This is a genomic window from Roseateles sp. GW821-FHT09H10 (assembly GCF_059415865.1).
The window spans coordinates 143,423-158,109 of the sequence record NZ_JBWKOB010000007.1 but is presented as its reverse complement, the minus strand read 5'-3'; the positions used below and the strand labels follow the sequence as shown (position 1 = coordinate 158,109).

The following is a 14,687-nucleotide window of genomic DNA, read 5'->3' as shown; positions in this document are numbered from 1 at the left end:
CCTAGCCGCCGACCTCGGCCTCGGTGTCACAGTCCATGCAGTCCTCGATGGGCGGCGCAGGCAGGTGCTGGTCGCTGTGCAGCTGGCGCAGCGCGGTACGCAGGCCTTCCTCGACGACGGGGTGATAGAAAGGGCAATCGAGCATCTGCTGGATGGTGTCGCCGCGCTGCACGCTCCAGGCCAGCAGATGGCCGAGGTGCTCGGCGGCCGGGCCGATCATCTCGGCGCCCAGCAGCCGGCCCGTGCCGCGCTCGGCATAGACATGCAGGCCGCCACGGTTGACGAGCATGACGCGGCTGCGCCCCTGGTCGGCGAAGCTGACACGGCCGGTGTCGAACTCGCGGCCGCCGGCCACCAGCTCCGCATGGCTGGCGCCGGCAATGGCGATCTGCGGCTCGCTGAAGACGACGGCCAGCGGCGTGCGGCGCGGGCGGTGGTGCACATCGGGCCAGCGGGCCGCGTTGTCGCCGGCGATGCGGCCGGCGTCGGAGGCCTCATGCAGCAGCGGCCTGTCATTGGTCACATCGCCGGCGATGAAGACCGGCATGCCGCCCCACTGGCTGGTGTGGCGGTCGATCAGCGGACGGTCTTGGGCATCGCGCGGCAGGTTCAGGGTCTCCAGTCCCAGCCCGTCGAGATTGGGCTGGCGGCCGGCCGCGCACAGCACGGCCTCGAAGCGCTCCCCGGCCATGACGACATCGTCGCCATCCAGCACCGGGTCGAGGTCCTGGGCATTCAGCGTCAGCGGCAGATCCTGGGCAAACAGCTGCCGAGCCAGGGGCTGCAACTCGGGATCGGTCAGCGGGCCGACGCGATTGCCGCGCGCGAACAAGCGCACCCGCACCCCGAGCTTGTGCAGGGCCAGGGCCAGCTCCAGGCCGATGACGCCGGCACCGACGACGGCCAGCGACTTGGGCAGGTCGACCCAGTCGAAGACATCGTCGTTGATCAGCAGCCTGGCGCCCAGGCGCTCGCGCCAGCCGGGGGGCACGAAGGGCCGCGAGCCGGTGGCGATGACGACGGTCCTGGCCTTGATCTGCTGGCCCTCGACATCAAGGGTGCCAAGGCCGGTGAAGCGGGCGCGGCCGAACAGCCGCGTCGCCTCGGGCCAGCCGTGGATGGTCTCCAGCACGAATCCGACAAAGCGGTCGCGCTCATCCCGCACGCGCTGCATGACGGCGCGGCCGTCGATGCGCGGCGCCTCGGCCTGCACACCGAAGCGATGGGCCTCGCGCACGGCTTCAGCGGCCTCGGCCGCCGCGATCAGCAGCTTGCTGGGCATGCAGCCGACGCGGGCGCAGGTGGTGCCGTAGTGAGCCGCTTCGATGAGCAGCACCTTGTCGGTGTGCACACGGGCGGCGCGGTAGGCGGCCATGCCGGCGGTGCCGGCGCCGATGATGGCGACGTCGCAGGAGAGGGTCATGGGATGGTCCCGGTTGCCTGATCCGGGACAGGATAGCGGTCAGCCCGTGGGCAGGTGCCGCCGTGTGGCTTCCTCGCGCAGGCAATGCAGCATCAGCTCGGCACCCGGCGACAGCTGATGGCCGCGGCGGGTGACGATGCCATAGGCGTCCATGCGCAGGCCGAGGTCGAAGTCGAGCACCGTCAGGAGGCCGGTTTCCAGATAGGGCCGGACCAGTTCCTCGGGCAGGGCCGAGACCATGTCGGACTGGCCGAGCAGGCTGGTGACGACGGGCAGAGACAGGGTCTCGACTGTCTGCTGGGGCTGGTCCAGGCCGGCGCTGAGGAAAAGAGCCGTCAGGCGGTCGCGCAGGATGCTGCCGCCGGGCGGCAATATCCAGCTCTGGCGGGCCAGCTCGGGCAGGCTCAGGTCGCTGCGGCCCGCCAGCGGGTGGCCGGCGCGCACGATGAGGCTGTGGGGCTCGTCGGTGAGCGGCTCGAAGCTGAGCTGGGCGGCCGACTCGCTGTCCAGCACGCGGCCGATGACCAGATCCAGCTCGCCGTTCTGCAGGTGCTGGATGAGGAGCTTGCTGGTGTCCACCGAGATGGCCACATGCACCCGCGGCTGGCGCTGCTTGAGCAGCACGATGGCGGCGGGCAGCAGCGTCGTGGACGGCGTCAGCACGGCGCCGACGGCCACGCGGCCCGACAGACCTGACAGCAGTTCCATGACCTCCTGGTGGCCGGCGTCCAGCTCGGCCAGGGCCGCGCCGGCGCGGCGGATCATGACCTCGCCATACCAGGTCGGCGCCACGCCGCGCGGCAGGCGCTCGAAGAGCTTGACGCCCAGGGCATGCTCCAGGTCGGCCAGCAGCTTGGAGGCGGCCGGCTGGGTCAGGTTGGCCGCCTGGGCCGCATGCAGGATCGAACCATGCCGCCCCAGCTCCACCAGCAGCACGAGCTGGCGGGTCTTCAGGTGGGAGCGGACGAAGCGGTCCGAACGTGGGTCTGTCATTCGTGATAGAGCTGCGACCGGCCGCCGTCGATGAGGATGTCGGTCGCGTTGATGAAGCGGGCTTCGTCGCTGGCCAGGAAGAGGGCAGTGTAGGCAACCTCGATGGGCTCGCCGATGCGCTTGGGCGGCAGCAGCTCGACCTGACGCCTGGCATCTGCGGGCGAGTTGGCCAGCCATTCGACGACGCGCTCGGACAGGATCAGCCCCGGCGAGATCGAGTTGACGCGCACGTTCTGCGCGGCGTACTGGATGCCCAGGGCCTTGGTCATGCCGATCAGCGCATGCTTGGCGACCGGATAGGGGAAGGCATTGGGGATGATGCGGTGACCGTGCACCGAGGCGACATTGACGATGCTGCCGCCGCCACCGGCCAGCATGCCGGGCAGCACGGCGCGGCTGCAGTGCATGGCGCCGTCCAGGTCCACGGCGAAGCAGCGCTGCCACTGGGCCGTCGTCATGGCCAGCGGCTCGGTGAAGACATCCATGCCGGCGTTGTTGATCAGCACATTGATGGGGCCGAAGCGCGCAGCGCCGCGCGCGGCCATGGCCTGCACGGCGGCCTCGTCGGCGATGTCGGCGGCGATGAAGAGGGTGTTGTCTTCACCCAGTTCTCTCACCAGCGCTGCGCCCAGCTCCGCGTCGGCGGCCAGGCCGTTGAGGATGACCTTGGCGCCCTCGGCGACGAAGAGGCGGGCCACGGCCTTGCCTATGCCCTGGGTGGAGCCGGTCACCAGCGCGACCTTGCCTTGCAGACGGGAACTCATTGCGTGTAGCGCTTCCAGATGTCGAGCACGGGCAGGGCCCGGCCCTTGAAATCGAACAGGGTGGTGTTGGAGACGACGTTGGGCCCGGGCTCGCCCGAGCCTTCCTTCAGCGCCCAGCCGACCTGGCGGTTGGCGATCATGATCGGGTCCCAGTAGAGGACGCCGAGCACGCGCGGCTGGGCCTTGCAGGCGGCCAGCAGCTCGGCCATGAAGTCGCGCTGGCCCTCGGGGCTGCTCATGCTGGCCGGGTAGGGGCCGTTGTGCTCGAGCTGGCCGGGCCAGCCGTCGGGCTTGGTCGGCGCGAAGTTGAAGCCGGCCTCCATGACGAGAAGGTCGCTGTCGTAGCGGGCCGTGACGGCCTCGCAGAAGGCCATCAGCTGGCTGACGTTCTTCTTCGTCCAGAAGGGGTAGTAGGACGAACCGATGACGTCCCACTTCACGCCCTGGGCCTGGGCGTTGTCGAACCAGTCGCGGTATTTGGCCTCGTTGCCGCCATCGTCCAGATGCAGCACGACGCGCGACGCCGGGCTGACGGCCTTGACGGCCGCATGGCCTGCCTTCAGCAGGGCGCCCAGGCGCGTCCAGTCGCTGGTGCGGCCCCAGGGGTAGAGCAGGCCATGCTCGATCTCGTTGCCCAGGGACACGAACTCGGGCGCCGTGCCCTGATCCACCAGGGCCTGCATGACTTCCCTGGTGCGTGCTTCGACAAGAGCCAGCAGGCGCTCGAAGCGGGCCTTGTCGTCGGGCAGCCTGGCCAACTCGCGGCGCCAGGCATGAGGCGGGTCCTGGGTCTTGGAGTTGGTCCAGAAGTCGCTGTAGTGCAGCGTGAACTGGATCTGCAGGCCCTGTGCCTTGGCGCGGCGGGCGAGGGCCAGCACGTCGGGCAGGTCCATGGAGGCTTCGGGCCAGTACCAGCCGTCGGCACCCGTGCCCGAGCCGGTGTGGTCATAGAGGCGGATGCGCACGATGTTGTGGCCGTAGCGCTTCAGCAGGGCCAGGCAGTCGCCGGGCTGGCCCTCACGGTCCTTGTAGACGGCGCCGGAGCGCTCCATCCAGGTCAGGGCCGAGATGTCGCCGCCGGCCAGCAGCGGTGTGGAAGCCTGCGCCGGCAGGGCGACTGCCAGCGACGAGGCCAGCAGGGTTCGACGTTGGAGGGCCATTCAACAGCTCCCCGCGGGCCGAGCGCTGGGCCGCTCCCGAGCCGGCCCGCTCTGGCGATGTGCTTGCCGGTCAATCCGGCAAGCATCGCCGCCCCCTCGGGGGACCGACCAAGGTCTGCCTTGGGCACGGGGCTCCATCGTTTCAAGCACGACGCTCGCCTCGGGTCTTCAGTTGATCGAGGAGGACCGCAGCCAGCAGGATCAGGCCACGCACCAGGTACTGATAGAACGCATCCACGTTCAACAAATTCATCACGTTCTCGACCGTGCCCATGATGAGCACGCCGATGACGACGCCGAAGATGCGTGCCTTGCCGCCCGACAGCGACACGCCGCCCAGCACGCAGGCCGAGATGACGTCCAGCTCGAAGCCGGTGGCCGCATTGGGCTGGCCGCTGGTGATGCGGGCCGACAGGATCAGGCCGGCCAGCGCAGCCACCACCCCCTGCAGCAGGAAGATCCAAACGCGCAGGCGCTCGACCTTCACGCCGGCCAGGCGCGCGGCCTCGGGATTGCCACCGATGGCCAGCGTGTTGCGGCCGAAGACGGTGTGGTTGAGCAGCACGCCGAAGATGATGAAGCAGACCACCGTCATCCAGATCGGCAGCGGCAGGCCCAGCACCACGGTGTCGCCGAAGGCGAAGAAGCTCTCGTCAGCGATGCCAACCGCCTGGCCCTGGGACGCGATGAAGGCCAGGCCACGCACCATCAGCATGGTGGCCAGCGTGGCGATCAGCGCATTGACGCGCAGATAGGCGATCAGCACGCCGTTGCCGGCCCCGATCAGCGCGCCCGCAGCCAGGCCGCCGCCGATGGCGGCCGCCACGCTGCCGGTGCGCTCCAGCACCATGGCGCCCAGCACGCCGGCAAAGGCAATGGTTGATCCGACGGACAGGTCGAAGTCTCGCGAGGCCAGGCAGAGCATCATGGTGCAGGCCACCATGCCGATCTGGGCCACCGACAGCAGCAGGCCGACGATGTTGGCGCTGGAAAAGAAGTTCTCGACGCTGAAGGCCAGCACGACGAAGAGCAGGGCATAGCCCAGCGTCATGCTGTGTTCCTTGAGCAGGGCTCGGGCGGGAGACGTCATGGCGGGGCGTGGAGCAAGGGTGGTGGTGTTCATGATCAGTGCAGGGGCGCGGCAGGCGCTCCGTCGGGTAGGGCCAGGGCGAGTGCGGCGGTCTCGCTGGCTTGTTCGCGCGATAGTTCGCCGCTGATGCGGCCGTCGCGCATGACAATGAGGCGGTCGGAGATGCCCAGCACCTCGGGCAGCTCGCTGGAGATGACGATGACGCAGCAGCCCGTTGCGGCCACGTCGTGGATGATCTTGTAGATCTCGTTCTTGGCGCCCACGTCGATGCCGCGCGTCGGCTCGTCGAGGATGAGGACCTTCAGCCCCGGCTCGGCCAGCCAGCGCGCCAGGATGACCTTCTGCTGGTTGCCGCCCGACAGCAGGCGGATCTCCTGTTCGCGGCTGGGCGTCTTGACGCGCAGCTTCTGGATGAAGTCGTCGGCCCGCCGGGCCTCCTGGCGGTGGCGCAGGAAGACGCCGCCCGCCAGGCCGTGGCGGCGGCAGCTGATGTTGATGTTCTCGGCCACCGAGGAGTGGGCCAGGATGCCTTGCTCCTTGCGGTCCTCGGGGCAGAGCACGATGCCCGCTGCAATGGCCGTTGAAGGGCCTGATGCAGAGACGGTCTTGCCATCCAGGAGCACCTCGCCGCCCCGGCGCGCGTCGGCGCCGTAGAGCAGGCGCATCAGCTCGCTGCGGCCGGCGCCGACCAGGCCGAAGAAGCCCAGCACCTCGCCGCCGCGCATCGCGAAACTCAGCGGCTCGGGCAGGCGGGCACTGTGCAGGCCACGGGCCTCCAGGCGCACGGGACCGTGCTGGCGGGCGCGGTAGTCGTAGATATCCTGCAGCTCGCGGCCGACCATGTCGGCAATCAGCCGCTCGCGCGGCACCTCGGCCATCACGTCGTGCGTGACGATCTTGCGGCCGTCGCGGAAGATGGTGCAGGCGTCGCAGAGTTCGTACAGCTCTTCCAGCCGGTGCGAGATGTAGATCAGCGTGCGGCCCTCGGCGCGCAGGCGCTTCACCAGCCGGAACAGGATCTCGGTCTCGCGATGCGACAGGCTGCTGGTGGGCTCGTCGAAGGCGATGACCTTGGCGTCCTGCATGACGGCCTTGCAGATCTCCACCATCTGGCGCTGGGCGATGGACAGCTCGGACAGGCGCGCGGCCGGGTCCAGGTCGACGCCGATGGACGCGAGCTGCTCGGCCACCAGCCGGCGCGCGGCCTTGTGGTCGACGAAGCCGAAGCGTGTCGGCAGCCGGCCCAGCAGCACGTTCTCGGCCACGGTCAGCTCGGCCACGTATTGCAGCTCCTGGTGGATGATGGCCACGCCGGCGGCGATGGCATCGCCGGCGGACGTGAAGTGGCGCTCCTGGCCGTCGACGACCAGCCGGCCGCCGTCGGGCTTGTACTGGCCGCCCAGGATCTTCAGCAGCGTGCTCTTGCCCGCACCGTTCTCGCCGAGCAGGCCCATGACCTGGCCCGGCCGCGCCTCGAAGCTCACCCCGTTCAGCGCCTTGACGCCCGGGAAGACCTTGCTGATGTTGTCGAACTGCAGGGACGACATCACAGACCCATTTGCTTGCGCAGTTCCGCCTGGTTCTGGCGCGTCATCAGGATGCCGCTGGTCAGCGTGACCGGGGGGGGTGTCTTGCCGGCCGTGGCCCACTCGTAGACCGCCACGGCCGTCTCGTAGCCATGGCGCTTGGGGCTGATCAGCACCGTGCCGTAGAAGGCCGTCGGCGTGGGCTTGGTGAACTCGTTGAGCGCCGTCTGGCTGCCGCCGATGCCGATGGCCAGCATGGCGTCCTGCTTGATGCCGCGGCCCTCGGCAGCGCGCACGGCGCCCAGGGCCGCTTCGTCGTTCAGGCCAAAGGCTACCCAGCGCTTGAACTTGGCGTTCTTGGTGAAGGCAATGTTGGCGGCGTTGAAGGCGCTCTCCGTATCGGTCTTGGCCTGCGGTGCGTCAACCACATTGCCGGCCGGCACACCCGCGGCCTTCAGCGCGTCGACGGCGCCCAGGGTGCGGTCCTTGGCGGTGGGGAGTTGGTCGAAGGCCACGCGCAGCACGCCGACCTCGTCGAGCTTCCAGCCACGCGCCTTCATCTCGGCGAGCAAGCCCTGGCCGACCTGCTTGCCGATCTCGTAGCCCGAGATGCCCATGTGGGGGATGTCGGCGATGGGCTTGCCGGCGCCGTCGACGAGCTGGTCGTCCACCGACATGACCTTGAGGTTGTGGCGCTTGGCGGCGCGGTTGACGGCCACGCCGAGCTTGACGTCGGGCGCGCAGATGACGAAGCCGACGGCCTTCTGGGCCGCCAGGTTGTCGATGGCGGCCATCATCTTCTCGCCATTGGGGATGCCGATCTTCACGAGGGTGAAGCCCTTGTCCTTGGCGGCCTGTTCGGCAAAGCGCCACTCGTCCTGGAACCAGGGCTCCTCGGCCTGCTTGACGAGGAAGCCGACCTTGACCGGTTCGGCCGCCAGCGTCGCCAGCGGTGCGGCCAGCAGGGCCAGGGCGAGGGCGCGTCTTTGCATCTTCATGTCGTCGTCTCCTTAGTCTTCAAACAGGGCGTCCACCACCCCTAGCGCTTTGGGCAGGCGCAGGCCGAACAGGCTGCCGGACAGCGGCTGGGCGGCCAGGGCGTCACGGCTCAGCTCGGTGCGGGCGGTGGTGAGCATCAACTGGTCCATGCCCTCGCCGCCGATGGCGGGGCAACTGGTGTGGGCGGCCGGGGCGCTCAACATGCCCATCAGCCGGCCCTCGGGGTCATAGCGTGCCACACGGCCGGCGCCCCATTGCGCGTTCCACAGGCAGCCTTCGGCGTCGATGACGGAGCCGTCGGGCCAGGCGCCCTTGCTGTCCATCTGCGTGAACGGGCGGATGTTGTCGACCTGGGCGGTGTCGCTGTCGTAGTCGCACTGCTGGATGCGCTGGGTCAGCGTGTCGCAGAAGTACATGGTGCGGCCATCGAGGCTGAAGCAGATGCTGTTGGCGATGGCCACGGCCGGCAGGGCCAGGCGGCGCAGGCCATGGGCCATGGCGTATTGGTAGAAGCTGCCGATGGCGCGGCGCTCCTTGGCTTCGTTCAGCGTGCCGAAGACAAAGCGGCCGCTGCGGTCGGTGCGGCCGTCATTGACGCGGGTGCGCGGCTCGGCGGCGTCGACCGGCGCCAGCGTCTGCAACTGACCCAGCTCCAACCCATCGCCCACGGTCGCCAGCGCGACGCGCTTGGCCAGGCCGAGCAGCACGCGGCCGGAGCGGCAGTGCGCGAAGCTGCCCAGCCGGTCCGGCAGGCGGCAGGCCAGGGCCGCCGCATCGCCGGGCCGCCAGGCATTCAGCGTGGCACCCTCGATGTCCGTCCACCACCAGCGACCGTCACGCCACAGCAGGCCTTCGCCCAGCATGGCGGTCTGGGCCAGGGCGAGATCGAGGGTGCCGTTCAGTTGCATCACAGGTCCATGTGCAGGGACACGGCGTAGCGGCGGTCGTCGGCATAGGCGCCGCGGGCCATGTCGGCGATGCCGTAATAGCTCTTGCGCACCGTGCGGGTGAGGTTGTTGGCCTCGACGGCGAGCTTGAGCTGGGGCGTGACGGCCCAGCTGGCATAGGCGTCCAGCATGCCGTAGCCCTTCAGGAAGATGGGCGTCTGCGCAATGACCGTGCCGTTGCTGGGGTAGTAGTTGCTGGTGCCGGCCAGGTATTTGCTGCGCCAGTTGTAGGCCAGGCGCAGCGCGAGCTGCTCGTAGTCGTACATGCCGACGACGTTGAAGCTGTCGCGAGACAGGCCTTCCAGCTGCGTCTTCTGGCCATTGAGGGGGCCAGGGGCGGAGCTGTCGACGTAGGTGTAGTTGGCCTGGACACCGAGGCCGCGCAGCGCGCCGGGCAGGCTGGTGAAGAAGGCCTGGTAGCCCAGCTCCAGCCCCTTGATGCTGCCGTCTTCGCCATTGCCGGGCGTGGAGACGGTGTAGGTCGTGCCGCCGTAGACCAGGCTCTGCGTCTTGGTCTGCAGGAAGCCATCCACGCGCTTGTGGAAGGCGGCGGCGTAGACATGGTCGCTCTTGTTCAGGTAGAGCTCGAGCGACAGGTCCAGCTGGCGGGCATGCAGGGCGCCCAGGGCCGGGTTGCCGAGGTAGCCGGTGCGGTCGTTGGCGTTGAGGCTGAGCGAGGGCGTCAGCTGGTCGAAGTTGGGCTGGGTGACGACCTTGGAAGCGGCCAGGCGCGCCACCAGCTTGTCGCTGAGGTCCATGCGCAGGTTCAGGCTGGGCAGCCATTCGTTGGCGCTGCTGTCCAGCGCCGTCGGCGTGCCGCTGGCGGTCACATAGCGGCGCGATCCTTCAGTGCGCACATAGCGCAGGCCGACATTGCCGGACAACGGCAGGCCGGCCAGCTCGCTGTCGAAGTCGGCCACGCCATAAACGGCTTGCGTCTTCTCGCGGTAGTCGAAGGTCTGGGGCGCGTCGAAGCTGGGCACCGTCAGGCCCAGGGCCGCGCGGGCGGTGGCGGGATCGCGCAGCCAGCCCAGGTCGGTGACCGACAGCCACTGGCGCGGCGTGTTGCCCTCGCCGGCCGTCTTCAGCAGGTCGTCGTAGGCGATGACGCCGATCTTGCTGGCCAGCGCGGGAACGGCGCCACCGACGGTGCCGGTGCCGGCGCTGCTCCAGATGTTGTCGATGGTGTTGATCTCGGCGCTGGTCGCCTTGCGGTCCGACAGGCGCAGGCCGGTGCGCACGCGCGACAGCAGGCCCTCGAAGCGGCGCTCGCCGTCCAGGCGGAAGGTGGTTTCCTTGCCGGTGTTCTCCTGGCGGAAGTAGAGGGCCTTGTCGGCCCAGTACTGCGACGGCGTCGTCAGGTCGCTGGCGCCGCCGAGCACCGGGTAGGCGGAGGGCAGCTCGGTCGTCAGGTCGAAGCCGAACTGCGGGTTGTTGGTCCAGACCCCGAGGCGGGCTTCCTGGTAGAGCCGGCTGAAGTCGCTGCTGGTGTGGCCCAGCTCGGACTTGACGCTCCAGTCCGCCAGCTTCCACTTGCCGCTCAGCGCGGCCTGCGTCGTCTTGGTGTCGTTGTCGGCCACGAAGGCCGAAGTGCTCATGCTGGCGCCCCAGAACACGCCCTTGGCGAGATTGCCGTTGGCGTCCTGGGTCGGCGTGCCGTTCGGCCACAAGGCGCCAAGGTTGGTCGCGGCCGTCCAGTTGGCCCAGAAGGGCGAGCCGTAGAAGCCGTAGGTGTCGGTCTGGGTCTTGAGCCGCGTGTGGTGCACGTCCAGCGCGTACTCGGTGTCGCGGTTCGGGCGGTATTGCAGGGCCGCGGTCACGCCGGTGCGGTCGCGCGAGCCGAGCTCGTAGGAGTTCCACACGCCGGTGGGCGCATAGGGGCCGGAGCCGTCGGCCAGTTGGGCGGGCGCGCTCAGCTCCTGGGTGTCGGCGCGGTAGTCGCGCTTCTGCCTGGCGATGCTGATCAGCGCGCCGAATTGCTGGCCACCGCCGAGGTCCCAGCGGTTGCTGGCCAGCAGCGAGCCTTCGAGCTTGTTCTTACCTGCCAGGTCGGCATAGCTGCTCTTCAGCGTCGCGGCAATCTTGCTGCCGGTGAAGTCGAAGGGCTTGCGGGTGCGCAGGTCGATGAGGCCGGCAATGCCGCCTTCGACCTGGTCGGCCGTCGGCGTCTTGTAGACATCGGCGCCGGCCAGCAACTCGGCGGGCACGTCCTGGAAGGACAGGCCGCGCTCCTTGCCGGCGGTGAAGATGCTGCGGCCGTTCAGCAGCGTCTGCGTCTGGCTGAGGCCGCGCACCTGCACGCGGTCGCCTTCGCCACGGTTGCGCGAGATCTGCACGCCGGCGATGCGCTGCAGGGCTTCGGCGACATTGGCATCGGGCAGCTTGCCGATGTCGTCGGCGACGATGGAATCGACGATCTGGTCGGCGTTGCGCTTGAGGTCCTGGGCCTTGCTGAGGCTGGCCTTGATGCCGGTGACGACGACGGTCTCCAGCGACTCCTTGTTGGCCGGCTGCTGCGCCCAGGCGGGCAGGGCGCAGAGCAGCGCGGCGGCTCCCGCCAGATGGTGGCGACGAGGTTGAGTGGTTCGCATTTGTTCTCTCTCCGGGGGTCTTTGTTTTGTGTGGGCTCGATGGCCCTCCCGGTGCTGCTGCACCGGGGCCCCTAAGTTACGGATGGGTTTCATTCCGCACTAATCGAATATCACGTCTTAACTATCGAGACTTGGCATAGCTCACGGCGCGATGGCGACGCGGCGAACAGGCAGCAGTCGGGCCGCGCGCAGCTCGGCGATCTGGGTCTGGCCGGCGGCGAAGTTCGGGCGATGCGCAGCGTCGATGTAGATGGGCGCGTCGGCGCGCAGTGGCAGCACGCTGAGCTGCAGTTCTGCGCCGGGCTTGAGCGCGAACTGGCGCAGGCCGATCTGCCAGCGCTGGCCGTTGTAGTACCAGTCGTCCAGCATGCGCGGGCCGGAAAAGACGCGGCCGATGTCGCCGACGAAGTCCAGTTCCAGCAGCACGTCTTCGGCCTGGTGTGCCAGGTCTTGCGGCAGCTTCAGCGACCAGGTCGCCGCGCTGGCAAAGGCCTCCGGGATGGGCTGCAGGGCGGCTTTGGCCAGGCCGCCCTTGAGCACCGGGGGCGCATTGCGAGCGGCACGGGTGGCGGTGATCTGCAGTGCCGGCTCGCCGGCCTCGGCCTTGAACTCGAGATGCTGCAGGAGGCCGTCCTGGCGGACCTGCAGGCCGGGCGCCTTGGGCTTGGGCAGGGCAGGGAAGACGGCCACATGCAGGGCCTGCGTCGCCAGGCCGCGCAACTGCAGCTTGGCGTCGGCCACCCAGGCCTGCTGCTCGCTGAAGACGAGGCGGCGCTGGCCGGCGATGTCGAGGATCTGCAGCTGCTCGGCCTCCTGAGGGGACAGCAGCAAAGCACTGACCGCGCGGCCACCGGCCTTGCCGAGAGGCAGCATCTGGCCGCCTTGCGATGACGCTGTCTTGACGCCATCGGCCAGCGCGAACTCGGCCGGCACGCCAGGCGTGGGCGCGAAAACATGCACGATGCCCTGGGCGCCCGCATCCAGCCGCGCCACCGGTTGGGCCGTGGCGTAGCGCAGCTGCACGCCGTCGAGGTCGAGATTGAGCGGCCAGATGAAATAGGCGCCGGTCGGGATGTCGACCGGCCGGCTCGGCAGCGTCAGCACACCGCCCGGCAGCTGCACCTCGAAGCGCACGCCGGTCTGCGCCGGCATGGGGTACTGGCGCACATGGTTGTTGAAGAACAGGAAGCCGCTGTCGCCCTGGCTTCGCACCGCCCAGCGCGGCGTCTGCAGGTCGGCCGGGTTGGCGGGCGTGCGCTCGGGCTGGCGCACCGTCATCGTCGCGAGCCGGGCGCCGTAGTCGCGCAGGAAGTAGTGCAAGGGCCGCAGCTTGGAAAGCACCGGGCGCTGCTGGCCATCCGGCCCGAGAGGCGCCTGGAAGTCGTAGCTGATGCGCGGCGTGTCGTTGTAGCCGCCGCTCAGCGTGCTCTCCTCCAGCCCCGTGCCACCGATGCCGACCGGGTTGCGGCCGCCGTGGAACATGTAGTAGCCGAACAGGTTGACGCCGGAGCCGATCTGCACCGGCAGCATGGCGGCGATGTCATCGGGCGAGACCAGGGTGCGGCGGCGGTACATGGCGGGCAGGCCGGGCCCGTATTCGGCGCCGAAGAAGGGCACCTTGTCCTTGTCGGTCTCGGCCGTGCCGGGCGCATGGGACTGGGTCTGGGCACCGAGGTCGCCGCTGACGCGGGTGTCGAAGCGGAAGGCGTGGGTCTCCTTGGGCGCCAGCTCCTTGGTGCTGGTCGCCCAGGGTTCGTCGGGGTAGCCGCCGAAGACGGGCGAGACCTCGCCGGACGGATAGACCGCGCCGTCCCAGCCGGTCACGGTATACAGCGGCACATCCATGCCGGCCTTCAGCGCCAGCTTCTTCAGCGCGCTGATGTGCTCCTCGCCCCGGCCAGCGCCGCGCAGGTTGTATTCGTTCTCCAGCTGCACGCCAATGACGGGGCCGCCGTCCTTCCACAGCAGGCCCTTGAGCTGGGCGCCGATCTCGGCGTAGAGCTTCTCGACATGGCCCATGTATTCGGCGTCGTTGCCGCGCGTGGGCATCTTGTCGACGACCCAGTCTGGGATGCCGCCATAGCGCGCTTCGCCATGCGCCCAGGGGCCCAGCCGAACGACAACGTGCAAGCCGGCGGCCTGGGCCAGCTGCACGAAGCGGCGCAGGTCGTGGTTGCCCTTCCAGTTGAAGGCGCCGGGCTGCTCCTGGTGGTGGTTCCAGAACACATAGCTGGCGACGATGTCGAGGCCGGAGGCCTTCATCAGCCGCAGCTGGTCGGCCCACTGCGAGGCCGGCGCACGCGTGTAGTGGTACTCGCCCATGACGGGCAGCCAGGGCTTGCCATCCTTCAGCAGGTACTGGCTGTTGACGGCCAGGGTCTGGCCCTTGGGCGTGCGGGCGCTGCCGAGCTGCAGATGGCCGGTCGTCGGCGCCGGCGCGTCGGCACGGGCGTCGAGCTTGAGCAGCGTGTCGGCACTGACCGCCGGGCCGAGCGCGGCCAGCGCCAGCCCCGCGCACAGCGTGAGTATGCGGTTCATGAGGTCTCCGTTGTCTTTTTCTTGCGGCCGCGCTGCTGTCAGAACGCGTGCCAGGCCTGCACGAAGGCCTTGGCCCTTTGCGCCACTTCGGACGCATTCAGACCCGGTGCATAGAGGGCCGAGCCGAGGCCGAAGCCGCTGGCGCCGGCGCGCCGGTAGACGGCCATGGTCTCGGGCGTGATGCCGCCCACCGGAAGCAGGCGCAGCTCCTTGGGCAGCACGGCGCGCATGGCCTTGACGACCGGCGGCGTGACCAGTTCGGCCGGAAAGAGCTTGAGCGCATCGGCGCCCGCCTGCAGGGCCGCGAAGGCCTCGGTCGGCGTCGCCGCACCCGGCACGCAGGCCATGCCGCGCGCCTTGGCGACGCGGATGACGGCGACGTCGGCATGGGGCATGACGATGAGCTTGCCGCCGGCGATCTGCACGTCGCGCACGGCATCGGCGCTGAGCACGGTGCCAGCGCCGATCAGCGCATCGCCGGGCATGCGGCGCGCCAGCCGGGCGATGGAATCCAGGGCCTGGGGCGAGTTCAGCGGCACCTCGATGACGCGGAAGCCTTCGGTGTAGAGGCCGTCGGCAATGGCCTCGACCTCGTCGGGCTTGACGCCGCGCAGGATGGCGACGAGGGGGAGTTGTTGCAGTGCCTGATCCAGCAT

General features: G+C 69.1%; 11 protein-coding genes. All 11 read right to left on the bottom strand.

Going from position 1 to position 14,687, the window contains the following annotated elements:
- Window position 1 precedes the first annotated feature (1 nt).
- The gene (locus tag AC07OY_RS26720; protein ID WP_495045637.1) at window positions 2-1,423 is read right to left on the bottom strand and encodes a dihydrolipoyl dehydrogenase; all 1,422 of its coding nucleotides are present in this window, start codon (window positions 1,421-1,423) and stop codon (window positions 2-4) included.
- Between the two features lie 39 nt (window positions 1,424-1,462).
- Window positions 1,463-2,416: a LysR family transcriptional regulator gene (locus AC07OY_RS26715; RefSeq protein ID WP_495045636.1), complete on the bottom strand. Its 954-nt coding sequence runs from the start codon at window positions 2,414-2,416 to the stop codon at window positions 1,463-1,465.
- Complete coding sequence (locus AC07OY_RS26710) at window positions 2,413-3,180, bottom strand: SDR family oxidoreductase (RefSeq protein WP_495045635.1); 768 nt, start codon at window positions 3,178-3,180, stop codon at window positions 2,413-2,415. The genes AC07OY_RS26715 and AC07OY_RS26710 overlap by 4 nt, the downstream gene beginning before the upstream one ends.
- A complete protein-coding gene (locus AC07OY_RS26705) occupies window positions 3,177-4,340 on the bottom strand; it encodes a glycoside hydrolase family 53 protein (RefSeq protein WP_495045634.1) in 1,164 nt (387 codons plus the stop codon). Before AC07OY_RS26705 ends, AC07OY_RS26710 begins: the two co-directional genes overlap by 4 nt.
- A 142-nt stretch (window positions 4,341-4,482) precedes the next feature.
- A complete protein-coding gene (gene araH / locus AC07OY_RS26700; protein WP_495045633.1) occupies window positions 4,483-5,430 on the bottom strand; it encodes an L-arabinose ABC transporter permease AraH in 948 nt (315 codons plus the stop codon).
- A gap of 35 nt (window positions 5,431-5,465) precedes the next feature.
- Window positions 5,466-6,980 (bottom strand): L-arabinose ABC transporter ATP-binding protein AraG, encoded by a 1,515-nt coding sequence (gene araG, locus AC07OY_RS26695; RefSeq protein WP_495045632.1) that lies wholly within the window; start codon window positions 6,978-6,980, stop codon window positions 5,466-5,468.
- Window positions 6,977-7,948 (bottom strand): arabinose ABC transporter substrate-binding protein, encoded by a 972-nt coding sequence (locus tag AC07OY_RS26690; protein WP_495045775.1) that lies wholly within the window; start codon window positions 7,946-7,948, stop codon window positions 6,977-6,979. The genes araG and AC07OY_RS26690 overlap by 4 nt, the downstream gene beginning before the upstream one ends.
- An 18-nt stretch (window positions 7,949-7,966) precedes the next feature.
- Window positions 7,967-8,863, bottom strand: coding sequence for an SMP-30/gluconolactonase/LRE family protein (locus tag AC07OY_RS26685; protein ID WP_495045631.1), 897 nt, complete (start codon window positions 8,861-8,863; stop codon window positions 7,967-7,969).
- Entirely contained in the window at window positions 8,863-11,493 is a 2,631-nt protein-coding gene (locus AC07OY_RS26680; protein WP_495045629.1) for a TonB-dependent receptor, read from the bottom strand. Before AC07OY_RS26680 ends, AC07OY_RS26685 begins: the two co-directional genes overlap by 1 nt.
- A 141-nt stretch (window positions 11,494-11,634) precedes the next feature.
- The gene (locus AC07OY_RS26675; protein WP_495045628.1) at window positions 11,635-14,031 is read right to left on the bottom strand and encodes a beta-galactosidase; all 2,397 of its coding nucleotides are present in this window, start codon (window positions 14,029-14,031) and stop codon (window positions 11,635-11,637) included.
- Between the two features lie 38 nt (window positions 14,032-14,069).
- Window positions 14,070-14,687, bottom strand: coding sequence for a 2-dehydro-3-deoxy-6-phosphogalactonate aldolase (locus tag AC07OY_RS26670; RefSeq protein ID WP_495045627.1), 618 nt, complete (start codon window positions 14,685-14,687; stop codon window positions 14,070-14,072).

Coding starts and splice junctions, on each gene's coding strand:
- AC07OY_RS26720 (WP_495045637.1), bottom strand. CDS start 1,423: ATGACCCTCTCCTGCGACGTCGCCATCATCGGCGCCGGCACCGCCGGC.
- AC07OY_RS26690 (WP_495045775.1), bottom strand. CDS start 7,948: ATGCAAAGACGCGCCCTCGCCCTGGCCCTGCTGGCCGCACCGCTGGCG.
- araH (WP_495045633.1), bottom strand. CDS start 5,430: ATGACGTCTCCCGCCCGAGCCCTGCTCAAGGAACACAGCATGACGCTG.
- AC07OY_RS26675 (WP_495045628.1), bottom strand. CDS start 14,031: ATGAACCGCATACTCACGCTGTGCGCGGGGCTGGCGCTGGCCGCGCTC.
- AC07OY_RS26705 (WP_495045634.1), bottom strand. CDS start 4,340: ATGGCCCTCCAACGTCGAACCCTGCTGGCCTCGTCGCTGGCAGTCGCC.
- AC07OY_RS26715 (WP_495045636.1), bottom strand. CDS start 2,416: ATGACAGACCCACGTTCGGACCGCTTCGTCCGCTCCCACCTGAAGACC.
- AC07OY_RS26710 (WP_495045635.1), bottom strand. CDS start 3,180: ATGAGTTCCCGTCTGCAAGGCAAGGTCGCGCTGGTGACCGGCTCCACC.
- AC07OY_RS26670 (WP_495045627.1), bottom strand. CDS start 14,687: ATGCTGGATCAGGCACTGCAACAACTCCCCCTCGTCGCCATCCTGCGC.
- AC07OY_RS26685 (WP_495045631.1), bottom strand. CDS start 8,863: ATGCAACTGAACGGCACCCTCGATCTCGCCCTGGCCCAGACCGCCATG.
- AC07OY_RS26680 (WP_495045629.1), bottom strand. CDS start 11,493: ATGCGAACCACTCAACCTCGTCGCCACCATCTGGCGGGAGCCGCCGCG.